At 67.6% G+C, this 24294-nt stretch carries 25 protein-coding genes; 19 read left to right on the top strand and 6 right to left on the bottom strand.

Annotated features, from left to right (window positions below):
• The first annotated feature begins 165 nt into the window (after positions 1 to 165).
• Positions 166 to 2076: a molecular chaperone DnaK gene (gene dnaK / locus ACAH01_RS06385; protein ID WP_170094878.1), complete on the top strand. Its 1911-nt coding sequence runs from the start codon at positions 166 to 168 to the stop codon at positions 2074 to 2076.
• 431 nt (positions 2077 to 2507) lie between these two features.
• On the opposite strand, the gene ACAH01_RS06380 is transcribed toward dnaK, so the two are convergent.
• Positions 2508 to 2942, bottom strand: coding sequence for a hypothetical protein (locus tag ACAH01_RS06380; protein WP_372480605.1), 435 nt, complete (start codon positions 2940 to 2942; stop codon positions 2508 to 2510).
• A 149-nt stretch (positions 2943 to 3091) separates the two neighbouring features.
• Here ACAH01_RS06380 and ACAH01_RS06375 point away from each other — a divergent pair, with 149 nt between their 5' ends.
• On the top strand, positions 3092 to 3895 hold the full coding sequence (locus ACAH01_RS06375; RefSeq protein ID WP_372480604.1) for an aldo/keto reductase: 804 nt from the start codon (positions 3092 to 3094) through the stop codon (positions 3893 to 3895).
• Positions 3896 to 3945: 50 nt separating this feature from the next.
• Here ACAH01_RS06375 and ACAH01_RS06370 read toward each other — a convergent pair whose 3' ends face one another.
• Complete coding sequence (locus ACAH01_RS06370; protein WP_372480603.1) at positions 3946 to 4440, bottom strand: type IV pilin; 495 nt, start codon at positions 4438 to 4440, stop codon at positions 3946 to 3948.
• 130 nt (positions 4441 to 4570) lie between these two features.
• Here ACAH01_RS06370 and dnaJ point away from each other — a divergent pair, with 130 nt between their 5' ends.
• Together dnaJ and ACAH01_RS06360 are read left to right on the top strand one after the other, a co-directional pair.
• Positions 4571 to 5728 carry a molecular chaperone DnaJ gene (gene dnaJ, locus ACAH01_RS06365; protein ID WP_372480602.1) on the top strand — a complete coding sequence of 386 codons (1158 nt, stop codon included), beginning with the start codon at positions 4571 to 4573 and terminating at the stop codon, positions 5726 to 5728.
• 43 nt (positions 5729 to 5771) lie between these two features.
• On the top strand, positions 5772 to 6527 hold the full coding sequence (locus ACAH01_RS06360) for a hypothetical protein (RefSeq protein WP_372480601.1): 756 nt from the start codon (positions 5772 to 5774) through the stop codon (positions 6525 to 6527).
• 63 nt (positions 6528 to 6590) lie between these two features.
• Here ACAH01_RS06360 and ACAH01_RS06355 read toward each other — a convergent pair whose 3' ends face one another.
• Both ACAH01_RS06355 and ACAH01_RS06350 read right to left on the bottom strand, forming a co-directional pair.
• Positions 6591 to 6776, bottom strand: coding sequence for a hypothetical protein (locus tag ACAH01_RS06355; RefSeq protein ID WP_153553892.1), 186 nt, complete (start codon positions 6774 to 6776; stop codon positions 6591 to 6593).
• A 59-nt stretch (positions 6777 to 6835) separates the two neighbouring features.
• Positions 6836 to 7576 (bottom strand): hypothetical protein, encoded by a 741-nt coding sequence (locus tag ACAH01_RS06350; protein WP_372480600.1) that lies wholly within the window; start codon positions 7574 to 7576, stop codon positions 6836 to 6838.
• 174 nt (positions 7577 to 7750) lie between these two features.
• Here ACAH01_RS06350 and ACAH01_RS06345 point away from each other — a divergent pair, with 174 nt between their 5' ends.
• Positions 7751 to 8428, top strand: coding sequence for a halocyanin domain-containing protein (locus tag ACAH01_RS06345; protein WP_372480599.1), 678 nt, complete (start codon positions 7751 to 7753; stop codon positions 8426 to 8428).
• Between the two features lie 88 nt (positions 8429 to 8516).
• On the opposite strand, the gene ACAH01_RS06340 is transcribed toward ACAH01_RS06345, so the two are convergent.
• Together ACAH01_RS06340 and ACAH01_RS06335 are read right to left on the bottom strand one after the other, a co-directional pair.
• Positions 8517 to 9047 carry an SRPBCC family protein gene (locus ACAH01_RS06340; protein WP_346775259.1) on the bottom strand — a complete coding sequence of 177 codons (531 nt, stop codon included), beginning with the start codon at positions 9045 to 9047 and terminating at the stop codon, positions 8517 to 8519.
• 191 nt (positions 9048 to 9238) lie between these two features.
• On the bottom strand, positions 9239 to 10291 hold the full coding sequence (locus ACAH01_RS06335; RefSeq protein WP_372480598.1) for a M48 family metalloprotease: 1053 nt from the start codon (positions 10289 to 10291) through the stop codon (positions 9239 to 9241).
• A gap of 105 nt (positions 10292 to 10396) precedes the next feature.
• Between ACAH01_RS06335 and ACAH01_RS06330 the strand changes: the two genes are divergently transcribed.
• The 14 genes from ACAH01_RS06330 (at position 10397) to ACAH01_RS06265 (ending at position 24271) form a co-directional block, all read left to right on the top strand.
• Positions 10397 to 11428, top strand: a complete 1032-nt coding sequence (locus ACAH01_RS06330) for a DUF4129 domain-containing protein (protein ID WP_372480597.1) — start codon at positions 10397 to 10399, stop codon at positions 11426 to 11428.
• Positions 11428 to 12132: a hypothetical protein gene (locus ACAH01_RS06325; protein WP_170094894.1), complete on the top strand. Its 705-nt coding sequence runs from the start codon at positions 11428 to 11430 to the stop codon at positions 12130 to 12132. The genes ACAH01_RS06330 and ACAH01_RS06325 overlap by 1 nt, the downstream gene beginning before the upstream one ends.
• Positions 12129 to 13487, top strand: coding sequence for a DUF58 domain-containing protein (locus tag ACAH01_RS06320; RefSeq protein WP_372480596.1), 1359 nt, complete (start codon positions 12129 to 12131; stop codon positions 13485 to 13487). The genes ACAH01_RS06325 and ACAH01_RS06320 overlap by 4 nt, the downstream gene beginning before the upstream one ends.
• Positions 13484 to 14959 carry a hypothetical protein gene (locus ACAH01_RS06315; protein WP_372480595.1) on the top strand — a complete coding sequence of 492 codons (1476 nt, stop codon included), beginning with the start codon at positions 13484 to 13486 and terminating at the stop codon, positions 14957 to 14959. Before ACAH01_RS06320 ends, ACAH01_RS06315 begins: the two co-directional genes overlap by 4 nt.
• A 127-nt stretch (positions 14960 to 15086) precedes the next feature.
• The gene (gene coaBC, locus ACAH01_RS06310; protein ID WP_372480594.1) at positions 15087 to 16238 is read left to right on the top strand and encodes a bifunctional phosphopantothenoylcysteine decarboxylase/phosphopantothenate--cysteine ligase CoaBC; all 1152 of its coding nucleotides are present in this window, start codon (positions 15087 to 15089) and stop codon (positions 16236 to 16238) included.
• 133 nt (positions 16239 to 16371) lie between these two features.
• The gene (locus ACAH01_RS06305; protein ID WP_372480593.1) at positions 16372 to 17406 is read left to right on the top strand and encodes a monovalent cation/H+ antiporter subunit E; all 1035 of its coding nucleotides are present in this window, start codon (positions 16372 to 16374) and stop codon (positions 17404 to 17406) included.
• The gene (locus ACAH01_RS06300) at positions 17399 to 17674 is read left to right on the top strand and encodes a cation:proton antiporter (protein WP_153553898.1); all 276 of its coding nucleotides are present in this window, start codon (positions 17399 to 17401) and stop codon (positions 17672 to 17674) included. The genes ACAH01_RS06305 and ACAH01_RS06300 overlap by 8 nt, the downstream gene beginning before the upstream one ends.
• Positions 17674 to 18009: a monovalent cation/H(+) antiporter subunit G gene (gene mnhG, locus ACAH01_RS06295; RefSeq protein WP_170094899.1), complete on the top strand. Its 336-nt coding sequence runs from the start codon at positions 17674 to 17676 to the stop codon at positions 18007 to 18009. The genes ACAH01_RS06300 and mnhG overlap by 1 nt, the downstream gene beginning before the upstream one ends.
• Positions 17993 to 18529: a DUF4040 domain-containing protein gene (locus tag ACAH01_RS06290; RefSeq protein ID WP_170094900.1), complete on the top strand. Its 537-nt coding sequence runs from the start codon at positions 17993 to 17995 to the stop codon at positions 18527 to 18529. Before mnhG ends, ACAH01_RS06290 begins: the two co-directional genes overlap by 17 nt.
• On the top strand, positions 18526 to 18990 hold the full coding sequence (locus ACAH01_RS06285) for a Na(+)/H(+) antiporter subunit B (RefSeq protein WP_015763808.1): 465 nt from the start codon (positions 18526 to 18528) through the stop codon (positions 18988 to 18990). The genes ACAH01_RS06290 and ACAH01_RS06285 overlap by 4 nt, the downstream gene beginning before the upstream one ends.
• Positions 18987 to 19343 (top strand): cation:proton antiporter subunit C, encoded by a 357-nt coding sequence (locus ACAH01_RS06280; protein ID WP_015763809.1) that lies wholly within the window; start codon positions 18987 to 18989, stop codon positions 19341 to 19343. Before ACAH01_RS06285 ends, ACAH01_RS06280 begins: the two co-directional genes overlap by 4 nt.
• Positions 19336 to 20832: a monovalent cation/H+ antiporter subunit D family protein gene (locus ACAH01_RS06275; protein ID WP_372480592.1), complete on the top strand. Its 1497-nt coding sequence runs from the start codon at positions 19336 to 19338 to the stop codon at positions 20830 to 20832. Before ACAH01_RS06280 ends, ACAH01_RS06275 begins: the two co-directional genes overlap by 8 nt.
• Positions 20829 to 22505, top strand: a complete 1677-nt coding sequence (locus ACAH01_RS06270) for a cation:proton antiporter (RefSeq protein ID WP_372480591.1) — start codon at positions 20829 to 20831, stop codon at positions 22503 to 22505. Before ACAH01_RS06275 ends, ACAH01_RS06270 begins: the two co-directional genes overlap by 4 nt.
• The gene (locus tag ACAH01_RS06265; RefSeq protein WP_372480590.1) at positions 22505 to 24271 is read left to right on the top strand and encodes a Na(+)/H(+) antiporter subunit D; all 1767 of its coding nucleotides are present in this window, start codon (positions 22505 to 22507) and stop codon (positions 24269 to 24271) included. Before ACAH01_RS06270 ends, ACAH01_RS06265 begins: the two co-directional genes overlap by 1 nt.
• The last annotated feature ends 23 nt before the right edge of the window (positions 24272 to 24294 follow it).

Genomic DNA, 24294 nt, shown 5'->3' with positions numbered 1-24294 from the left:
TCCGGCGTAGAACCACTCTGAACGGTTGTATTGTGGTTGGGTTTATATCCACCGGTCGAATAGTCACCACTGGTCGAAAACGGTACGCATGCGGTCCCTCCCCGTGGTTCCTCGCTATCGAATCTAGCAACTTTTAACCGGCGCAATCGGGTATAGACGAGTAAGATGGCGAGCAACAAGATTCTCGGAATCGACCTCGGGACCACGAACAGCGCGTTCGCGGTCATGGAAGGGGGCGACCCCGAGATCATCGTGAACAGCGAAGGCGAGCGAACGACACCGTCGGTCGTCGCGTTCGACGACAGCGAGCGCCTCGTCGGCAAGCCGGCCAAGAACCAGGCCGTCAAGAACCCCGACGAGACGATCCAGTCGATCAAGCGCCACATGGGCGAGGACGACTATTCGGTCGAACTCGACGGCGAGGACTACACCCCCGAGCAGGTCTCGGCGATGATCCTCCAGAAGATCAAGCGCGACGCCGAGGAGTACCTCGGCGACGAGATCGAGAAGGCCGTCATCACCGTCCCCGCGTACTTCAACGACCGCCAGCGCCAGGCGACCAAGGACGCCGGCGAGATCGCCGGCTTCGAGGTCGAGCGCATCGTCAACGAGCCGACTGCCGCGGCGATGGCCTACGGGCTCGACGACGACTCCGACCAGACGGTGCTCGTGTACGACCTCGGTGGTGGGACCTTCGACGTCTCGATCCTCGATCTGGGCGGCGGAGTCTACGAGGTCGTCGCCACGAACGGTGACAACGACCTCGGTGGCGACGACTGGGACCACGCGATCATCGACTACCTCGCCGACCAGTTCGAAGACGAGCACGGGATCGACCTGCGCGACGACCGCCAGGCCCTCCAGCGCCTGACCGAGGCCGCCGAGGAAGCGAAGATCGAACTCTCCTCGCGAAAGGAGACCCGCGTCAACCTCCCCTTCATCGCGACGACCGACGACGGTCCCCTGGACCTCGAAGAGAAGATCACGCGCGCGACCTTCGAGTCCCTGACCGAGGACCTCATCGAGCGCACCGTCGGCCCGACGGAGCAAGCCCTCGCAGACGCCGACTACGACAAGGGCGACATCGACGAGGTCATCCTCGTCGGCGGGTCCACGCGGATGCCACAGGTCCAGGACAAGGTCGAGGAGATGACCGGCCAGGAGCCGAAAAAGAACGTCAACCCCGACGAGGCCGTCGCGCTGGGCGCGGCGATCCAGGGCGGCGTCCTCGCGGGCGACGTGGACGACATCGTCCTGCTGGACGTGACGCCACTCTCGCTGGGTGTCGAAGTCAAGGGCGGTCTCTTCGAGCGACTCATCGAGAAGAACACCACGATTCCCACGGAGGAGTCGAAGATCTTCACCACCGCGGCGGACAACCAGACGCAGGTCCAGATCCGCGTGTTCCAGGGCGAGCGTGAGATCGCCAACGAGAACGAACTGCTCGGCGAGTTCGCGCTGACCGGCATCCCGCCGGCCCCCGCCGGAACGCCCCAGATCGAAGTGTCCTTCAACATCGACGAGAACGGGATCGTCAACGTCTCCGCCGAGGACAAAGGCTCTGGCAACAAGGAGGACATCACCATCGAGGGCGGTGCCGGCCTCTCGGACGAACAGATCGAGGAGATGCAGCAGGAAGCCGAAGAGCACGCCGAAGAGGACGAGGAACGCCGCAAGACCATCGAGGCCCGCAACGAGGCCGAGTCCGCGGTGCGCCGCGCCGAGACCCTCATCGAGGAGAACGAAGAAGAGGTCGACGACGACCTCGTGGCAGACATCGAAGCCGAGATCGAGACCGTCGAGGAGGTCCTCGAAGACGAGGACGCCGACCGCGAGGACTACGAGGACGCGACCGAGTCCCTGACCGAACAGCTCCAAGAGATCGGCAAGCAGATGTACCAGGAGCAGGCCGCCGAAGGCGCTGCTGGCGCTGGCGGTGCTGCCGGTGCCGGCGGTATGGGCGGCATGGGCGGCGCTGGCCCCGGCGGTGCGGCGGGCGCTGGCGGCGCTGCCGGCCAGGGCGAGGAGTACGTCGACGCCGACTTCGAAGACGTAGATGAAGACGACGACGAATAGTCGTCGTCTTCATCTGCTCGGGAGAGCTTTGCTCTCCCGGTGTTTCGAAAAGTGAGCGAAGCGAACTTTTCGAAGTAGACGACGAAGAGTCGTCCTCCTGAGCCCATCAGAAATCTCCGATTCTGAGGACGTCGACGACGAAGACGAGGACTGAAGGGACGAGTCTTCGTCGTCGGCCCGGAAGTCGCGCACAACGGAGTGAGCATGTCTTCCGGTGTCTCGAAATCTGAACGGAATGAAGATTTCGAGTTTGACGACGACGAGTAACGCGAGTTGAGTCGTTCTCGTCGGCTCGAAAGGCGCGCACGGCGAAGCGAGCGCGCCTTCCGGTGTCTGCGCGAACGAAGTGAGCTTCTCAAGGGTGACGACGACGAAGAGTCGTCCGCGCTTCTCGTGTTTCGAGACTGGCGAGTCTTCGAGTCGCCGCGTTTCTAAAGACGACTCCCGTCGACGCCGTCCGACGATCCGTCTTCGATCGCACGTTCGTATCGCTGTGTGAACCGGAGAAGGTCTCGAACCGGGTCTGGAAACTCACGCAGTCGAACGTCGCCGGTGGTGCTGTCGTACTCGATCAGTGTCGCGTCGGCGAGCTGTGGGAGGTGGACGTGCCGGAGTTCGATCGCGACGCGGTCTCGCTCGGTCGGGTCGACCGGGCCGTCGGCGGTCGAACGCTGGCTGGCGAGCAGCGCTGCCAGCGTCTCGACCGTCGTTCGGGGCTCGTCGAAGAGATGACACAGCGTCTGCCGCCTGACTGTCGACGCGAGCGCGTCGAAGAGCCCGTCCAGATCCGGCAGGTCGCCAGTTGCGTCGGTCCCACTGTCGAGGTGCCCGAGCGGCGTCGTCCCATCCCCAGTATTGTTGTCCATTGACAACACCTGGAGACACGTTCAGCGGGGTGGACTATTTAGATACCGGTTGGTTATCTAAGATGATGTCGCGATTGGGGTCGTCCGGCGCGTTCACTTCGAGGGGAGCAACCACAACACCCATTGTTCCCAGTTCGCAACGTTTCGGTATGACCGAGCTACCACCGGTCGGTATCGGAACGTGGGAGAACACGGACCCCGAGGCGTGCGCGAACGCCGTTCAGACGGCCCTGGAGATGGGGTATCGCCACGTCGACACCGCCGACATCTACGGCAACGAGGAACACGTCGGTGCGGGGATCGCACGCGCCGACGTGGACCGTGAGGCGTTCGTCCTCGCCTCGAAGGCCCACACACAGGCGACGGGGCTGACCTACGACGCCGTGATCGAGACGGCCGAGCAGAGCCTCGATCGACTCGGCGTCGACGCTCTCGATCTCTTCTACGTCCACTGGCCGACCGGAGAGTACGACGCCGAGGAGACGCTGCCGGCGTTCGACGAACTGGTCGCAGACGGGCTGATCCGGGAGGTCGGCGTCTCGAACTTCACGCCCGAACTGGTCGAGGAGGCGATGGACGTACTGGACGCACCGGTCTTTGCCAACCAGGTCGAGATGCACCCGCTCCTCCAGCAAGCGGAGCTCGTCGCCCACGCACAGGCACACGACTACTACCTCGTCGCGTACTCGCCGCTGGCACGGGGCGACGTGTTCGAGGTCCCCAAACTGAACGAAATCGCCGACAAACACGGCGTCAGCGAGGCCCAGGTCAGTCTCGCCTGGCTGCGCTCGAAGGACAACGTCGTCGCGATTCCGAAGGCGACCAGTCGGGCACACATCGAAGACAACTACGCGAGCCTCGATCTGGCACTCGACGAGGAGGACATCGCGACGATCGACGGGATCGAACGCGAGGATCGCCACCTCGACTTCGAGGCAGCGCCCTGGAACTAGGGTCCGGTCGGAAAACGAGGCAACAGTCCGTCTCGATCAGTCTGCGTCGATCAGTTCGTGCCGACCTCGTAGGTGTCGAGCGTCACCGTCTGCACTCCGGCCGCACCGAGCGGCCGGCCGGTCCAGCGCACCTCGACGGTCACACCGGCAGTCAGGGGGAAGCCGACCGTCCGATCGGCGTCGAAGTAGTCGCCGTCACCGTCGGCGTCGATCGTCGGATCGTCGAGCGAGAGCGTCCCGCCGGGAGCGAGTCGCTCGCTGCCGTCCTCGGACCAGTTCACGGTCGCCACGTTCGTCCCCGCCTCGTCGGTCACGACGAGCGAGAGTTGCGCCGCCGAGACGGCGTCGCCACCGGCGTGGGTGATCGTCACGGAGTGTGTATCGGCGTCGTAAGAGCCGTCGAAGGAGGCCGTCGGCGGGTCGACGATCCCGGCCCCGGACGCACTGACGGCGAGCACGACGACGGCGACGGCGACGCCGGCCGCGAGCCAGACGGCCACGCGCTCGACGCCGAAGGCCGTCCGAACGTAGTCGCTCACTTCCATCGCTTCGGGAGTCACGAGGGAGCGTCTTGAATCGGTCGATGCCCGGTCGGAGCCGTCGAAACGTCACCGCACACTCGCGTCTCCGACCCGTTCTTTTCAAGTAGCTCAATCGTCTACGGGTGGACAACGAATGAGCGAGGACTTCTACGAAGTACTCGGGGTCTCCCGGGACGCCAGCGAAGACGAGATCAAAGACGCGTACCGGAAGAAAGCACAGGAGTACCACCCCGACGTCTCCGACGACCCGAACGCCGAGGAGAAGTTCAAGAAGATACAGAAGGCAAAGGAGGTCCTCACCGACGAGGAGAAACGCCAGATGTACGATCAGGTCGGCCACGAGCGGTTCGAGCAGGCCGAGAAACACGGCGGCGTCGGCGGTGCCGGCGGTGCCGGTGGGAGCGGCCCGTTCGGCGGTGCCGGCGGCGGTGGTCCCTTCGGCGGCGGCGGTGGCGGGATGGGCGACATCTTCGACCAGTTCTTCGGCGGCGGCCGCTCCAGCAGCGGGCCACAGCAGGGCCAGGACCTCAAGACCTCCGTCACGATCGATCTCGAAGAGGCCTACAGCGGCGTCGAGAAAGAGCTCACCGTCCGCCGGCCCGAGACCTGTCCAGACTGTAACGGACAGGGCCACCCGCCCGACAGCGACTCCCGGACCTGTCCGCAGTGTAACGGCCAGGGACAGCAGACGACCGTCCAGCAGACGCCGATGGGGCGCGTCCAGCAGACCCAGACCTGCCGGCGCTGTGAGGGCGACGGGACGCTGTACGACGAGACCTGTTCGACCTGTCGCGGCGACGGGACGGTCCGCAACCAGGCGACGCTGACCGTCGAGGTCCCGGCCGGCATCCAGGACGGCCAGACTCTCCGGATGAACGGCGAGGGCGCGCCCGGCGACCGGGGCGCGCGCAACGGCGACCTCCTGATCGAGGTGTCGGTCCGTGACCACCCCGACTTCGACCGCGACGGCGCAGATCTTCACTACCACCTCCCGATCTCGTTCCCGCAGGCCGTCTTCGGCGACACCGCCGAGGTCGAGACGTTCGACGGCACCGTCGAGTTCGACGTGCCGGCGGGCACCCAGAGCGGCGAGGTGTTCCGCCTCTCGGGCAAGGGGATGCCCCGACTCCGGCGGCGCGGGGAGGGCGACCTCTACGTCGAGGTCCAGGTCGTGACGCCCGACGAGTTGACCGACGAACAGCGCGACGCCCTCAAGCAGTTCGCCGAGGCCGGCGGCGAGGAGGTCTCGGTCGACGAAGGGTTCTTCGAGAAGCTGAAGAACTCGCTGTAGCCGGATCCGCCGTCTTTTCTTCCCCCGGTCCTAACCCCCAGCCATGGAGACACTCGGGGACCTCGTCGCCGACGCACGCGACGGCGACGGTTCGCTGTTCGCGTCGAGCGAACGAACCGCACCGTACAGCTACGCCGACTTCGCGATCAACGTCTGGAAGACCGGCAATCTCTTGCGTCACTACGGCGTGCGCGAGGGGGCACGGGTCGCCGTCGTCGTCGGTCCGAAAGCGCCGACTGCGGACGACGAACCGGGCTGGCTCGGTGGGACTCCGGACCCAATCCTCGCCGTCCTCGCGGCGGCGGTCGACGGCGCAGTCGTCGACCCCGCACCGCCGACGAGCGTCGACGCGAAGGCGATGATCGCGCCCAACGACTGGGTCGCCCGCTACGAGCTGGCACCCGGGACGAAGGCACTGGCCTACGGTGGACCGCCCGAAGATCCGACCGTCGCACACCTCGAACGGGAGGCCTGGAGCGAGAACCCACTGGCACCGCCCGCAGAGCTCGATCCGGACGATCCCGTGCTGGCGGCCGACCGCACGTACACTCACGGCGAGTTGCTGGCCGGAGCCGACCGCGTCGTCGACGAGAACGATCTCACCGCAGCCGACGAGGTGACGATCGCCGCGCCGCTGACCGAGCCGGGGACGCTGGTCGCCGGTGTGCTGGCTCCCATGCGAGCCGGTGCGACGATCCTGCTGGGTGCAGACCAGTCCGGCACCGTGGCTGTCGGGGACGGAGCCGCGACTGGAGCGCGCGTGATCGATCCGGAAACCGTCCTCAACGGTAGCCACTGAGAGGGCTTGTTTCCACCCGCACGACGACAGTTCGACCGAGGAATCGATCGGTTCGGCCGCTCGCTAGTGGCTGGCGCGGTACTCGCCGTGCTTGACGCCGACGAACAGGACGAGTAGTCCGAACACGAGCAGTCCGCCGGTGATACCGAGGCTCAGCGTCTGAGGCATGGGGCTGGTGATCGTCCCACCGGCGAGCACGCCGAAGAGGACGACGAACGCGGCTGCGGTGACCGTGGTGTTGAACTCCATGTGTGTCGCTTAGCTGCTGCGATCAAAAGCCTTGTCGAGACGGTGATCCCCGCGGGCAGTCACGTCGGGCGCACGAGGTCGGCGAGTGTCACGAGGAGTCCGAGCAGCCAGCCCAGCGGCACGGAGATCCCGAACCAGATGATTGCGTGGGCGGCCCCCTCCCGCTCGAAGTTGGCCCGGAGGAAGTCCCCCGCACCGAGCGGGTCCATCACGTTGAACAGGAGCCAGCGTGCGAGGCTGTCACTCAGCGGGATCACGGCGTCGGCGACGGCCGGCGAGAACAGCGCCGCGACGACCGGCGGCAGGAAGATCGCCGTCACCCCGAACGGGTACGAGACGAAGACGGTCACCGCTCGTCCGCCAGCGCGGCGTGTGACCACCGCCAGCGCGGCCGAGACAGTCGCCACGAGGCTGGCGGCGGCGACCGCGACGATTCCGCCGGTCGCGAGGTCGAGCTGGTACCGAGCGAGCGCGATCAGGGCCCCCCAGACGAGCACCGACAGCACGACGACGCCGACGACGCCGAGTCGCGTCGCGGTGCTGTCGACTCGCCGCGTCTGGAACCGGAGAAACGCACCCAGCAAGACGAGCGGATACGTCAGGACGACGACCGGGAGTCCGATAGCCGACCAGAGGCGGTAAAGCGCGAGTCCGAACTGGCTGTCGGGTGTCCACTTGCCCAACACGCCTTCGTCCGTGGCCCGCTGGCGGGGATAGATCAGCGCCATCCAGGTCTCGTGAAGCCGTTTGATGTCGATCCGGATCCCCCCGACGATACCCTGTTCGCTCCCGGTGGACATATCTCGTCGTTTGGGTGGCCCCCATTTAACCGCTTGTGGCTGTGGAACCGTCACCGCAACTGGACACCTCACCGACAGCCGGCGGTGCGGTGTGACTGCGGGCACCAGCGCGGCGATGAGTGGCCGGGGAACCGTATCGAAGTATATACTACGGGGGACACCCAAGCGCCGCGTATGACAGAGGGTTCAGCCGACGTGTCACGCCGTGGGTTCATGCGGACGGCCGCAGGCGCGGCGACCGCCGCCGGGGCGGCCGGAACCGTGGCGGCCCAGGAAGAAGAGGGCGGCGACGGTGGCGGTGGCGGCACCCCGGACTACGGCGACTGGTTAAGCAGCGTGAGCAACTTCGACGGCGAAACCGTCGACGCGACGGGCCAGGATTCGGCGACCGTCAAGGTCGGCACCCAGGCCAACGGCGGGGCCTTCGGCTTCGGACCGGCGGCCGTCCACGTCGACAACGGTGCGACCGTTCAGTTCGAGTGGACCGGCGAAGGCGGGCGACACAACGTCGTCTCCGAGGGAGAAGGTCCACTCGACTCGGGCGATGCCGTCGAGACGACCGGTGTCGAGTACGAACACACCTTCGAGGAGGACGGCATCTACCCGTACTACTGTTCCCCGCACAAGAGCCTCAACATGAAAGGGGCGATCGTCGTCGGGACCGACTACGCGACTTCCGACTCCGGCGGTGGCGGCGGTGGCGGTGGTGGCGGCGGTAGCAGTAGCGCAGCACCAGCCGTCCCCGAGAGCATCAAGTCCCTCGGCGTCGCCGCGTCGGTCGTGATGACCGCGACGCTGGGACTGGCCTACGTGTTCATGAAGTACGGCGGCGACTACGACACCCCGGAGTAGCGCACGCCGTCTTCGGCCAGGACCGCGCCGCTATCGATCGGTTCACGTCTCTATCGCGAACGTCGTCCGTGCGCGCCGGCCGACAGTATCAGACGGCGTCGGGACTGGTGTGAATCGTCAGTTCCACGTCGCGCCGACGCCCCTCCAGATCGGCGACGATCCGCTCGACCACGCGCTCTGCCTCTTCCTGGATCAGCGGCTTTACCTTCTCGATCACCCAGTCCATCGACACCAGCCGCGGGAGGTCGAGCGCGCTCGACGACGCCGACCCCGGATCGAAGTTCACCGTGAGTCGCACTTCGGTGGCGTGGTCCTCATCTGCGGGTCGCTCTTCCGGGAGCGACGTGATCTGCCAGCGACCGGTGGCGTCGAGGTCTTTCGTGATCTTCCAGTCGATCTGGTCCGGCGGATCGACGGCGACGACCTCGGATCTGGCGGTGTAGCTGAGCTTCCACCAGGCAAAGCGGAGCGCGTACTGCGTGCCCGGCGTCCCGTCGCCGCGTTGCTCTACGTCCGTGAGGTACTTCGAGTAGCGGGCGTAGCCGGGGAAGTCCATCAGGAACTCGTAGACCTCCTCTGGCGAGACGTACACGACGGTGCTGACGTCGACGGAGTCCACGGTGACACGTGTGGCCGGGATCGGCATAGGTCTGGCCCTCCACCGTCGGGGCGAGTCGCGATCTTTCGGAGGGATCGTTCGGGCAGTGGATCAGGGAGAGACACTGCGTGTGAGCGTACAGCGTCGGAGCGCCCGCCGGAACGTCGTGCAGAGAGTGGCCAGACCGGTGGGTGACGGCGTTCCAGACAGTGTCACACCGACAGCGACTGCAAGTGTTCGATGCGTGCCTCGGTTGGTGGGTGTGATCGCGTCTCGATGTAGAGGGGGGACCGATCGGCGTCGCGCTCGAAGCCGTGCGGGAGGAAACACAGCCCTCGAACCCCCTCATAGGCGCGTCGCTTGTCCGTCTCCGGACTGCTGGCGACGCTGTCGTCGACGCGTTCCAGCGCGCTCGCCAGCGTCGCCGGCTCGCCGGTGAGTTGGACGGCACCGCGGTCTGCGGCGAACTCGCGGTCTCGCGAGAGAGAGCGAGCGAGGTACGCGACGGGGGCCGTGAGCACACCCAGCGCGATGCCAGCCAGCAGGTACGTCCCACCGGCGAGCACGAGGACGGCCACGAGCCGCTCTACCCCGGTCCTCGACGGGCTCCCGACGGCCGAAGACAGCGCAGTTCCGGCGACGAGCGCACCGCCGGCCAGCACTGCGCGGCGGCCGACCGGACCGACGGTGTCTGCGAGCGGCCGATACTCGCCGTTAGTGAGGGCGGGGAGGAAACTCGCCAGCGTCATGACGGTCGCGTCGTGGTTCGCGACGTGGGCCAGTTCGTGTGCGAGCACCGCGTCCAGTTCGTCACCGTCTAGCGTCGCCAGCAGTCCATCGCTGACGACGATCGTCGCCGATCGGACCGTACCGACCGCGAAACTGTTCGGAACCGACGAGTCCGCCACGGCGACGGTCGGCGGCGGACAGTTCGCCAGCTGGGCCAGCCGATCGACTCGCGCGTGCAGGTCCGGGTACGCCTCGCGATCGACCGTCCGGGCGTCGACTTCGGCCAGCGTTCGGCGACGCGTGTAGCGGAGTTGCGCCCAGAGAAAGCCACAGAGAAGCAGCGCGGTCACGACCACCCACCAGAGCGTCTCCGCTGCAGCGCCGCCGACGCCGATCGCTCCCAGAACCACAGCACGGACGGGGGCGAGCCACGGCTCGAAGAGGACGGTGAGGACGACGACGAAGGCGACGTTGCCCGCGAGGAGAGCGACGAGTGTCCCCGCCATCCGTCGCCGTAGATCCACCCGACTGGTCATTTGTGTGATCGTCGCCGGCCCGTAACGAAAACTCTTCGGCTCCGTGTGGCAGTGTGCCGTGGAAGGGGAACGCTTTACACCGAGACGTGAGATTCGAAAGTAACCGTGGCGACGAATCGTCCTCGCGCAGTCATCGCCCTCCTCTGTATCGCGACCCTCTGTTATGGCTCGGTACTGATACAGCCGGGTCTGAACGCAGACCTGTCTGGCTCGGCACCCGACGACACGGGTATCTCGGAGACGACACCCAGCGAGACGGGGACAGCGACCGCGACACCGGCGACGGGAGAGAACGAACGGACCACCGAAGCGGCGTCGACGCCCGGGCAGACGGCCACCCCGACACCGACGCCGACACCGAGAGGTGACACGCCCGCCGACGGCGAAACAGGCGGGGGCAGCTCGGCCAGTCCGCACTGGTCGCTCCTGTTCGGTGTCGGCGGGGCCGCCGCCGTCCTCCTCGGTGTGGTGGTGACGCTTCGCAGAACTGAGACGGACGACGGTCGAGGCTCCGGCGGTGTCCCCAGCCTCTCCCTCCCAGCACTCCCGTCACTGCCGCGCCTCTCGCAGGTGACCGCGGCCGTGCTGGTGACGACTGCCGACGGAATCGCACGTGTGCTCGACGACCTCGGAACCGTGATCGGTGGGGTCCTCCAGGCACTGGGGCACGGTGTCGGCCCGGTCGCGGGCATGCTCGCCCGAACTGCGGTGAGCGTTCCGGCCGCACTCGCTGCCGGCATCGTCTCGCCGCTCGCTGCACTGGCGTCAGTCGGCAGCGATGCGGTGTCGTTCGTCGACGACGGACTCTCGTCGACGCCGGTCCAGCGTGACACTCCCGAGACAGATCCACGGGCGACCGGCGGCGGCGAACCCGACGAGGCGGCGGGGCCGGAACCGGTCGAGAGCGTCGTCGAGGCCTGGGAGCGGATGGCAGAGCGCGTCTCCGTCCGGAATCCGACGGCGACGACGCCGGTAGAGTACGCCCGTGCCGCCATCGATCAGGGGCTCCCACCCCAACCGGTCAGGCGGCTCACCGAGCTGTTTCGCCGGACCAGATACGGGCCGGACGCGGAGTCCGACAGTCGCCTGGAACGAGCACGGGCGGCACTCGATTCGATCCGGGGAGGTGAGGAGTGATGACCGAACGCGACGAACGCGTGACCGACTCGGCGACGGTCACCGCCGAGACGGTCGACGACGAACCCGGTGGCGGTGGCCGGTGGCGATACGCCGCCGGCCTCGGCACACTCGCGCTCGTCTGTGCCCTGGTCGTCGGCGTCCTACCGGCACGGTACGTCCCTCAGGTGGCCGTCGGCGTGGGCGAGACGGTCCGGGTGGCCGTGTTGCTCGGTGGCGGAGTGGTCGGGTTACTCGGACTCTACGCGCTGTCGGCCGACGACGGAGCGACGCCCCGAGAGACGACATGGGAAGTCGACGACGAGAACCCCGTCGAGCAGCCAGCGCAGGACCGGCCGACGGGCCAGACTGGGACCCAGCCCGGTCGAGAGCTCGACGCCGAACTCGAACGGATCGATGGGGTCGTCGACGAGATGAACCCGAGGGACGCCTATCGTGCGTACAAGATCAGACAGAACCTCCGCGAGCTTGCCGTCCGCGTGCTCACCGCCGAGCGGGGGTGGTCCGCGAGCACGGCACGCAGCCGGATCGAGTCGGGACGCTGGACCGACGACCCGAGAGCGGCCGCCTTCCTCTCCGAGGGGTCGGTCGTCCCGTCGGTGACGCTACGGCTGCTAGACTGGGCGCGCGGAGACGCCTTCCAGCGACAGGTCGAGGCGACCGTCGTCGAACTCGCACGGGAGATGGAGGTCGAGACGCCGTGACGAGCGACCAGGTGAAAAACCGCGACGTGGGGCTCGCCGTGGCGCTGGTCGCCGGCAGTGCCGGGCTACTCGCGGGCGAATCGGCGCTGCTGCTCGCAGCCGTCGTCGGCCTCGTGTACACGGCCTACGAGGCGACCACCGGACCGCCAGCGCCGGCCCTCGAAATCGAGCGATCGGTGTCACGGGCGACACCGACGCCGGGACAGAGCGTCGACGTGACCGTGACGGTCACGAACCACGACGAGCGCGCCGCGCCCGACGTTCGGATCGTCGACGGGGTGCCCGAGCGACTCGCTGTCACCGACGGCTCCCCGAGAGTCGGGACTGCCGTAGAGCCCGGCGAGTCTGTGTCGTTCACCTACAGCGTCCGCGCTCGCCGTGGCACACACCAGTTCCAGCCGACGACCGTCGAGTGCCGATCGCTGGCCGGCGACGCGGCCGATCGGCAGACGGTCCCGATCGAGACTGAGATCGACTGCACCGTCGACGTCCGTGACATCGTCACCGGTACACAGACGCTGCCGTACCCCGGCCGGATCGAGACGGACTCGCCCGGTCGGGGGGTGTCCTTTCACTCCGTTCGCTCCTACCACTCGACGGACTCGCTGTCCCGGATCGACTGGAAGCGGTTCGCTCGGACCCGAGAGCTGGCCACCGTCGAGTACAGCGCCCAGCGGGCGGCGGCGTACGTCGTCGTCGCCGACACGCGTGTCGACTTCGCCGCGTCGGAACACTCGCCGACGGCGACCCAGTACGTCAGCTACGCCGCCGAACGAATCGGTACGGCACTGCTCGAAGATAGTCACCAGGTCGGTGGGGCGCTGTTCGATCGGGGGACCGTCCTCTCGCCGGGATCGACGCGGACCCAGTTGCTCGAGCTCCGAACGCTGATACTCGAAGGCCGACACCCCGACCACACCGAGACGGACGGTTCCGTGCTCGAAGGCTTCGACGGCCGTCGGTTCTTCGACGGTGCGCTCGACAGCGAGACGCCGGCAGTCGTCGACGGGGGCTTCGAACGGGGCGGACGTACCCGGCCTGGGTCGATCGGTCGCGATCGGGACGTGCGAGACCTCGACCGGCGTCTCCCGGACCGGGCGCAGATCCTCTTTTGTACGCCCCTGCTCGACCAGCGCGCGTCCCGCGCGGCACGGCGACTCGCCGCCTACGGACGAGATGTCACCGTCGTCTCTCCGGACGTGACTGGCGGGGACTCGCCGGGGACACTCGTCGAACGGATCACGCGAGCGGATCGCGTTCAGTCGCTGCGACGCAGCGTCGGCGTCGTCGACTGGGACCCGGACCAGTCGCTCTCTGTGGCGCTCAGGCGGGCACAGGAGCGGTGGTCGAGATGAACGAGTTCGAACTCCGGACGACGCCCGCCAGACACACCGCGACGCTCTCGCTGCTCGTCGCAGCGGCCGTGGGAATCGTGCTGGGCTGGAGTGTGGGCGTCCCGCTCGCGACGGTGCTGACGGTCTGTGGCGGTCTCTCGATCGCCGTCGGCACGTGGGGTCTGAACGAACCGTCGGCGCTGCGTCAGGCCGGCGGGAGCATTCTCGCGGTCGCGGGAACGCTCTCGATCGTCGCGGGGACGAACGGGCTCCCGAGTCTCGTCCCGATTTCGGTCGGCGTCGCCGTCACGCTGGTCGGTATCGACGCGACAGTCGGCTTCGACCGAGCGCGTGACCGGACGCTCGGCACCTGGGCAAGGGCAAACGTCGCCGTGGTAGTGGTCGGGAGTGCGATCGTCGCCGGTGGCTGGCTCGGCGCAGTACCGGCCCTCCCGTGGCTCCACCAGTTCTGGCTCGGCGTCGTCGGGCGCTGGACGTTGCTCGATCTCGTCGTCGTGCAGTGTCTGCTCGTCGCGACGAGCTTCCTCCTCTCGGCGGCGATCCCGGTGCTCGATCGCTGGGCGGCGCGCACGGACGAGGGTGAGCAGTCGGTGCTGGCGTCTCTCGATCGGGTCAGTCTGACACCAGCGGGGATGCCAGACACGTACGTTGCCGCTCTGGGAGTGCAGGTGGTGCTGGCCTTCGTGCCACAGACTGCCCGATCCTTCGAGCGGTTCTTCGGGCCGGTCCTCGAACCGGTCCTCGGCACGGGACTCCTGCAACACGGCTTGCTCGTCGTCGTGGTCGGACTGTGTGCCCTGATCGTCGTCGGGAAGCTCCAGCGACTGGTCGTCGTGGTGCTTGGCGGAGCGCCAGCGGACCGGCTCGCGCTGGCGGCCGGCGGTGTGCTCGCGACCACTGCCGTGGTCGCAATCGAGATCGGGAAGTGGGCCGGTGTGGTCGATATTTCTGTCGACGGCGCGTTACCCGCGGCCCCCGTCGGCATCGCTCCGGTCGCCCTGCTCGCCCTCACAGGCGCGATGCTCGGCGTCGCCGTCGTCGCTTACGTCGCTCGGACGCTCGCGAACCATCGAGCAGTGCCGACTCCGGGATCCGGATACGCGCTCGGGAGCGGATTCCTCTTTGGGACCGCGATCGTCGGAAGCCTGCACTCGCTGCCGGCGGTCGGACTCTTCGTCGGCGTCGCCGGTGCGATCCTCTGCTGGGACCTCGGGAGTCACGCGATCGGCATCGGACGACAGCTGGGCCAGCGCGCCCGGACCGACCGCGCCGAGTTCGTCCACGTCACCGCGACGACGCTCGTGCTCGGCGGTGCCGTCGTCCTCGTGACGGTACTCCACTCCGTCGTCCCGATGGCCGCGCCGACCGCCGGTCCGAGAGCGGAGAGCCGAGCCGTCCTCGGGCTCGGCGCGCTCGTCGTCGCGATGGTCGGCTTCCTGGTGGCCGCTTACCTCCGCCAGCGCGAGCGATGAGACTGCTGGCCGTCACTGGGCTCGCTACTCGCCATTTCGAGGGGGTGAGACGGGCCACAGATCCCCCGGCGGGCAGTGTGAAGCCGTCGCCCGACATTATATACTACCCCGCGTCTAACCACCGGCAATGCTTTCGGGAGTGAACGTCGTCCTGGGGGTGACCGGCTCGATCGCGGCGGTCAAGACCGTCGAACTCGCCCACGAGCTTCGCCGCCAGGGCGCGACCGTCCGGGCCGTCGTCACCGACAGCGCGTCGGGTATCGTCCACCCGTGGGCCGTCGAGTTCGCGACGGACGGCGAGGTGGTGACGGAGCTGACGGGAGCGGTCGAACACGTCGAACTGTGTGGCGTGGACGGGTGGGGCGACGTGTTGCTGATCGCGCCAGCGACCGCCAACACGGTCGGCAAGATCGCGGGTGCGATCGACGACTCGCCGGTGACGACGTGTGCGACGACGGCGCTGGGCGCGGATCTCCCGGTCGTCGTCGCACCGGCCATGCACGAGCCGATGTACGACCACCCCGGCGTGCTCGACGCGATCGACCGCGTCGAGTCGTGGGGCGTCGACTTCGTGGCCCCACGGCTCGAAGAGGGGAAAGCGAAGATCGCCAGCGAGGACGCGATCGTCGCCGCGACGGCGCGTGCAGCCGGCGAGCGGCCCCTCGCTGGCGAGCACGTCGTCGTCACGAGCGGCGCGACGACGGAGTCCATCGACCCGCTCAGGACGCTGTCGAACCGGGCGTCGGGACGCACCGGTCGGGCGCTCGCTCGCGCTTGCTACGTCGCCGGAGCCGACGTGACGCTGGTCCACGACGGTCCGGACGTGCCCGTCGCGGAGGTCCGTCGCGTCGAGAGCGCCGCCGAGATGACGGCAGCGACCACGGAGGCCTGTGCGGACGCCGACGCGCTCCTCTCGGCGGCGGCGATCTCGGATTACACCGTCGAACAGCGCGACCACAAGATCAAGTCCGGCGAGTCCTCGCTGACTCTGGAGCTGTCGCCGACGCCGAAACTGGTCGACACCGTTCGATCCGAGCGGCCGGAACTGCCGATCGTCGGCTTCAAAGCCGAGACCGACGTGGACGACGAGACGCTCGTCGAACGGGCCCGCGAGATTCGCGACCGCGTCGACATGGCGTTCGTCGTCGCCAACGACGCCGCCGTGATGGGTGCCGAGCGAACGCGGGCGCTGCTGGTCGGGGACGACGTATCGACCTACGAGGGCGACAAGCAGGGACTCGGGCGACGGGTCGTCGCGGCGCTAACGGAGCATCTGTAACCGCCACGCACGGCGTGTGGGACCCCGCGAACTGACAGACGAAACTGGATCCCGAAATAGTTATGCGTGGGCCGAAGTACCTCCAGAATGAGTCGAAACACGCGTCAACGATCCGTATTCGGACTGGACAACTGTGACATCAAACACACGAACGTTCCTGGTGCCGGTCGCCAAGTCGGTGACGTTACGCGACACCGTCTCGTACGCGATCGAGACGGCCGGTGACGCGGCCGAAACCGGGGAAGCGACCGTTCACTTCGTCGTCGTCGCCAGTGGCAGAGCTATCGATCCCGACGGCCCGGACGAGCTGGCCGCCGACAGGGAACTGCTCGAACGAGTCGAGGCCTGGGCCCAGGAAGACCGCAGCGAGGCGGACGGGATCGCAGTCGAGACCGACATCGTCGGCCTCGACAGGTATCTCTTCTCGCCCGGCGAGTACGCCGAGACGCTCATCGAGTACGCGACAGCGAACGGGGTCGACCGGATCGTCCTCGACCCCGAGTACGATCCCGGCGGCTCCGCGCCGATGTTGCGTCCGCTGCAGGTCGATCTCGCGCGCAGCGACATCGAGATCGAAGAGGCACCGGTCGAGCGACAGACCCGCCGGACCGTACTCGCGCGTGCCGAAACCCTGCGGAAAGCCGCCGTCGTCTTCGGCGCGTCGCTGCTGTTTTACCTCGTGCTTGGGTCGCTGTCTCTGTTCGACGTACTGACCGGCGCGGTGACGGCCGGCATCGTCGCGGTCCTGCTGGCTCCCGTCGCCTTCAGCGAACAGCCGTCGTTCGGACGGCTCGGACGCCAGGTCGTGCGAGTGGTGCTGTACGCCCCCTTCCTGCTGTGGGAGATCACGAAGGCCAACGTCGAGGTCGCGTACGTCGTGTTACACCCATCGCTACCGATCGACCCCAAGATGGTCCGCCTCCGGGCGGCCGTCTGGGGCGATACGCCGGTGACGACGCTGGCAAACAGCATCACGCTCACGCCGGGCACGCTGACCGTCGACGTGGCAAAGCGTTCCTTCACGATCCACTCGCTGACCCAGTCGGCGCGAGACGATCTCTTCGACGGCGTGCTCGAACGGGCCGTTCGCTTCGTCTTCTACGGCCGTGCCGCCGCTCGGATCGCGAGCCCCGCCGAGCGGGGGGACGGGGAGGAAATCGATGATTGAACTGTCCACTGCCCTGCAGGGCGTCGCGGCGCTGTTCGTCTGTTTCGCCATCGTCGCCCTCTATCGCGTGTATCAGGGACCGACACCCCACGACCGCGTGATCGCCGTCAACGTCGTGGGCACCAACACCGTCATCGCCATCGCGTTGCTCGCAGGTGCGTTCGACGACCAGCTGTTCCTCGACGTGGCGCTGGTCTACGCGCTGTTGAACTTCCTGCTGAGCATCGCGTTCTCGAAGTTCAACGTCGAGCGCGGGGGTGTGCTGTGATGGAGCCGATCGGCTGGCTCGCCGTCGGCCTCGCGGTCGTCGGTGCCTTCTTCGCGTTCGTCGCGGCCGTCGGACTGGTGCGGCTGCCCGACGTGTACACCCGCACCCACGCGGCCTCCAAGAGCGACACGCTGGCCGCCGTGCTGTCGCTGGCCGGCGCCGCCATCGCGATCCAGTCGGAGCTGGCGACGATCAAGGCCGTCCTGTTGCTGGTGTTCATCTTCCTGACGAACCCGACGGCCGCCCACGCCATCGCTCGCGCTGCCGACGACCAGGGCATCGAACCGTGGACGACCGACGACACGGAGGTGACAGACAGTGCCGACGACAGTTGAACTCGCCTTGCTCGTGTTCGTCCTGGGCTGTGCGCTCGGGGCGGCAGTGCTGCGTGACGTGCTGGCGTCGGTGATCGCCTTCGCGGCCTACAGCCTCGGAGTCTCGATCATCTGGATCGTCCTGCAGGCACCCGACGTCGGCCTGACCGAGGCCGCCGTCGGGGCCGGCGTCATGACGATCCTGCTGCTGCTGGCGCTCGCCAACACGTCCCGGCCCAGCGAGGAACGGCGCTTCGAGTCGATCAGCCTCCGGACGGCGATCGTCGTCCTCGTCTTCGTCGCCGTCATGGCCTCGACGATCCCGGCGCTCCCGGCCATCGGTGGCCCGGACAATCCGGTCGTCGACGGCGAGGTGAGCCAGTACTACCTCGACAACGCCTACGACCAGACGGAGGTCCACAACGCCGTGACCGCGGTGCTCGCGGGCTATCGTGGACTGGACACGCTCGGCGAGGCCGTCGTGGTCTTCGTCGCGGGCGTGGCGACACTGTCGGTGCTCCGACGGGAGGACTTCGCATGAGCGACGCCGAACAGCCCGGTCTGTACGTCGAGAGTACGGTCATCATGACCACGGTGCGGGTCGTCACCCCCTTCATCCTCACCTTCGGCCTCTTCATCATGTTCCACGGGGCCGACTCGCCCGGCGGCGGGTTCCAGGGCGGCGTCATCGCGGGCTCGGTCGTGATGATGCTCGCGTTCGCCTACGGGATCGAGGCCACGCGCGACTGGCTCGACAGCCGTCTCGTCGTGGCGATCGCCTCGCTTGGCGTGCTCACGTTCGCCGGTATCGGCCTGGGATCGATCCTGCTCGGTGGCACGTTCCTCGAATACCACCTGTACCCCATCGAGAAGGCCAGCAAGTACGGCATCGAACTCGTCGAGCTGGGGATCGGCGGGATCGTCGCCAGCGTCATCATCGGCCTGTTTTTCGTGATCGCGGCCGGCTTCGGCCACGCGATCGACGGAGGTGACGAGTCGTGATCGACACGTTCCTGACACACTACAACTACTACGCGGTCGTCGCGTTGCTCGGGATCGGCGTCTACATGCTCGTCGAGTCGAGCAACCTCGTGAAGAAAGTCATCGGCATGAACGTCTTCCAGACGGGGATCTTCCTGTTTTTCGTGACGACGGCCTACCGCAGCGGTGCCGGCCCGGCCGTCGTCTACGAGGGAGCGGGACCCTACGTCAGTCCGCTCCCGCACGTGCTGATCCTGACCGCGATCGTCGTCGGCGTGAGCCTGACGGCCGTCGCACTCGCCCTGATCGTCCGCATCTACGCGGAGTACGGGACCCTCGACGAGGAGGTGCTGCGAGAACTCGACCATGATTGAACACGCCCCTGTCCTTGTGATCGTGCTGCCGATCGTCGGCGGCGCGCTCCCGCTACTGTTCGGACTGTTCACCGACCGTCTCGGCTGGCCGATCGCGACGGTGACGCTGCTGGGCCAGACCGTCCTCGCCGTCGCACTGGCGACGACGGTGGTCGACGGCGGCGCGGTGTCGTACGTCCCGGGCGGGTTCGTCGCCCCCTACGGGATCGAACTGGTCGTCGACGGGCTCTCGGCGGTCGTGCTCGTCCTGATCGCCGTCGTCTCCCTGGGCGTGCTCGCGTACGCTCGTCGGGCGGGCCCCCACGCGGACAGCTTCTACGCCCAGTACCTACTGTTGGTCGCCGGGCTCTCCGGGATGACCGCCACCGGCGACGTGTTCAACCTCTACGTCTTCCTGGAGATCACGGGGCTGGCCGCCTACGGCCTCGTCGCGAGCGGTCGGTCTGCCAGTGCCGCCGTGGCCGCGCTGAAGTACCTCATCATCGGGACGATCGGCGCGTCGCTGTACCTGCTCGGTGCGGGCTACCTGCTCGCGGCGACGGGAACGCTCAACATGGCCGATCTGGCGGTCAAGCTCGCCGACGCGGGCTACGACTCCACGCTCGTGCTGACAGCGTTCGGCCTGATGATCGGTGGCCTCGCGGTCAAGGTCGCGCTCTACCCGCTGCACACCTGGCAGCCCGACGCCTACGCCGCCGCCCACGACACCGTGAGCACGCTCATCTCGGCGCTGGTCTCGACGGTCGCGGCTTACGCGCTGGCACGCCTGCTGTTCTCGGTCTTTACGGTCGGCTTCTTCGACGCCGTGCCGATCGCACAGACGGCGCTGTTGACCGTCGCCGCGGTCAGCATCGTCGCCGGGAGCCTGCTGGCCGTCGCCCAGTCGGACGTACAGCGAATGCTGGCGTACTCCTCGGTGTCGCAGTTCGGGCTGGTGATCGCCGGCTTCGCGGTGGGGACCCAGGCGGCCATCGTCGGTGCGCTCGTCCACCTCGTGGGCCACGCCGTCATGAAGGGCGGACTCTTTGCCGCGACCGGGATCGTCGAGCGACGGACCGGCGCACGACGGCTCGCGGAGTACGCGGGACTCGGCGAGCGCGCACCCGTCACGGCGGCCGCCATCGCCGTGCTCCTGTTCGCGATGGTCGGCGTCCCGCCGGCAGTCGGCTTCGTCGGCAAGTGGTACATCGTCGTCGGCGCGGTCGAGGCGGGCAGGTGGTCGCTCGTCGTCGTCTTGCTCGCGAGTACGCTGCTGACGCTGGCGTACTTCGCGCGGCTGTTCGAGCGGATGTACTTCACCGCGCCGCCCTCGGCCAGTACCACGGACGTGACGCCGGTGCCGGACGGCGGTGACGGACGCGAGGCGGTGTCGACGGGGATGGTGGCCGTCGTCGTCGCAGCGGCCCTGCTCGCGGTCGTCCTCGGCGGGACCGCACCCCTGGTCGAACAGATCGTCGAACAGACTGTCAGTACTTTCCCACACCCATGATCGATCCTTCACTGCGACCGGTACTCGCCATTCTGGCGTCGTTGCTGGCGATTCCGCTCATCTTCGCCACGAGTAGCAGACGGAACCTCCGGGAGGGCGTGACGATCGCGGCCGCGCTGACGAAGTTCGGCCTGATCGCGAGTCTCGTCCCGAGCGTCGTCTGGGGCGGCGAGACCCACGAGGCCTCGCTGTTTACCCTCGCCAGTGGCATCGAGCTGGCACTGGAAGTCGACGCGCTCGGCCTGCTCTTTGGCCTGCTGGCGAGTCTGCTGTGGATCGTCACGAGCTTCTACAGTATCGGCTACATGCGCGGCCTCGACGAGCACGCACAGACGCGGTACTTCGCCTCTTTCGCCGCCAGCCTCGCGGCCGCGGTGGGCGTGGCCTTCGCTTCGAACCTCCTGACGCTGTTCGTCTTCTACGAGCTGCTGACGGTCGCGACGTACCCGCTGGTCACCCACGACGAGACCGACGAGGCCCGCGCGGCCGGCCGCAAGTACCTCACCTACACCTTCGGGGGCGGCGTCGCGGTGCTCGCCGGGACGGTGCTGCTGTACGCGGCGACCGGCACGACCGCGTTCACGCCCGGCGGTATCGCCGAACTCGCGACGACCGACCCGACGATCGCTCGCGCCATCTTCGCGCTGCTGGTGACCGGGTTCGGCGTCAAGGCCGCGCTGATGCCGATGCACTCCTGGCTGCCCGACGCGATGGTCGCGCCGACGCCGGTGTCGGGGCTGCTCCACGCCGTCGCCGTCGTCAAGAGCGGCGTCTTCGGGCTCGCGCGGGTGATCCTCGACGTGTTCGGCCCCGAGACCGTCGAGAGCCTGGGCGTCGGGCTCCCGCTGGCCGTCGTCGCGACGGCGACGCTCCTGATCGCGAGTATCATCGCGCTCGGCCGCGACAACCTGAAGCGCCGGCTCGCGTACTCGACGATCAGTCAGTTGTCCTACATCGTCCTCGGGCTCGCGTTGCTCAGAGAGAACGCGCTGATCGGCGGGCTCTTGCACATCCCCGCCCACGCGTTCATGAAACTCACGCTGTTTTTCTGTGCCGGCGCGATCCACGTCGAGACCCACACCGACGACATCTCCGACATGGCCGGGATCGGCCGGCGGATGCCCCTGACGATGGCCGCGTTCGCCGTCGCGAGCGCGGGGATGGCCGGCATCCCCCTGCTGGCCGGCTTCGTCAGCAAGTGGTACATCGTGATCGGCGCGATCGAGGGCGGCGGGTGGTTCTTCGCCGGTGCCCTGTTGCTCTCGGGCGTGCTCAACATCGGCTACTTCTGGCCGGTCGTCTACCAGGCGTACTTCGAGTCGCCCGACGACCACGACGAGAAGCCCCTCCTCAGGGGGGTCTTCGGCGGCCAGACCGCCGTCGAGACCGACGGGGGCCGCCCGGTCGAAGATGGCGACGACCACGCCGACGAGCCTGAGCCCTACGAGACCGATCACCTCGGCAAGTACGACGAGGCACACGACCACCACGGCGGGCCGCCCGAAGGTGGCTGGACCGCCGCCGGCTGGTGGGGCGGTGAGAGCACGTGGTTCATGCTCGGCCCGATCCTCGCAGCCGCCACGGGCGCGGTCGTGCTGGGGATCGTCCCCAACACCGCCGTCTTCCTGGAGATCGTCACCACCGTCGTCGAGAACGTGGGGGTGATGGCCTGATGACGGGGCTCGCGACTGTCCCGCCGGTGTTCGTCCTGCTGGCGGTCGCGCTGCTGGTGGCCGTGCTCCCCCGCCGCGTCGGTCACGGGCTGGGGATCCTCGCGACGGGCGCGCTGGTCCCGTGGTCGCTGTCGATCTCGGCTGGCGTCTACCACGACGTGACCTTCCTCGGGTTCGACGCCGTCTTGCTGAACGTCGACGAGTTCTCGCGGCTGATGGGCCTGATCTTCGGGATCATCGGTGCCGTGGCGGTGCTGTACTCGCTGGCCAGCGACGCCGAGCGAGTCCAGACGGCGTTCGCACTCTCCTACGTCGCGACCAGCGTCGGCGCGGTGTTTGCCGGTGACTGGCTCACCCTCATCTTCTTCTGGGAGCTGATGGCCGTCACCAGCACGCTGCTGGTCTGGCACTACGGCGGCAAGGCCGTCCGGGCTGGCTTTCGCTACGCCCTGCTGCACGGCCTCGGCGGCAGCCTCCTGATGGGGGCGATCCTCTGGCACTACAGCGTGGCGGGGACGTTCCTCTTTACCGGCGACGGGATCGCCGCCGGACCCGCCGCGATCCTGGCCGCGCTGGGGATCGGCGTCAACGTCGGCTTCGTGGGCCTGCACACCTGGCTGCCCGACACCTACCCGCGCCCGCACATCGCCGCCAGCGTGTTCCTCTGTGTGTTCACGACCAAGACCGGCGTCTACGGCATGTACCGGGCGTTCCCCGACGGTCACCTGCTGATCGCCTACATGGGCGGTGCGATGGCCGTCTTCGGCGTCTTCTACGCCCTGCTTCAGAACGACATGCGGCGGCTCCTCTCCTATCACATCCAGTCACAGGTCGGGTACATGGTCGCCGGTGTCGGTATCGGATCGGTGCTCGGCGTCGGCGGGGCGTTCGCGCACGTGTTCAACCACATCCTCTACAAGGCCCTGCTGTTCATGACTGCCGGAGTCGTCATCTACCGGACCGGCGAGGAGAGCCTGAAGAAACTCGGTGGCCTCGCCCGCGAGATGCCGATCACGGCCGGTGCGTTCAGCGTCGCGGCCCTCTCGATCGCCGGGTTCCCCGGCTTCAACGGCTTCGTCAGCAAGGGCATCGTCATCTCGGCGAGCCACTACGACTTCAAGAAGGAGGCGCTGGTCCACGTCGGCGAGTACACCGGGCTTGAGTTGCTCCTCTTGCTCGGCGGCGTGGGCACGTTCATGTCGTTCATCAAGTTCGGCTACTACGCCTTCTTCCACGGCGAGCACGACGGCGAGGTGAGAGACGCCAACCGCGGCCAGAGCGTCGCGATGGTCGTCGTCGCCGTCCTCTGTGTGGTCTACGGGCTCTACGACGCGGCGCTGTTCGCGATTCTCCCCGTCGACGTGACCGCCGAGAGCCTCGCACACCCCTACAAGACCTACACGGTACCTCACGTCGCCGAGGGCGTCGTCCTCGCAGTGCTTGGCCTCATCGGGTTCTACGCCACGAAAAAGCCCCTCTCGAAGCTCGGACGCGTGCCGGACCTGGACCGCATCTACAACCCGGCGGTGTTCTACGGCGCGCGCGGCGTCGTCCTCGGGACGATCCGACTGTACGGCGCGGTCGACCGCGTCGCCGTCCGGACGGCGACCACCGCGACCGCCGTCGCGACCCACCCCGAACGGGTGGCCGAACGGTTCGAGCCCAGCAATCAGGACGACGGTCCGGTGACGCTGCGGGCCGGCATCGGCCTCAGCGTCCTCGTGCTCGCGCTGTTCGTCACGGTCGGGCTGATCCTGCTGTTCTGACCGCGACGACCGCGACACTCAGA

Source organism: Halomicrobium sp. HM KBTZ05, from assembly GCF_041530035.1.
Lineage (GTDB): Archaea > Halobacteriota > Halobacteria > Halobacteriales > Haloarculaceae > Halomicrobium.
Note: the sequence above shows the minus strand (reverse complement) of the source record. Positions and strands in the feature narration are given on the sequence as shown.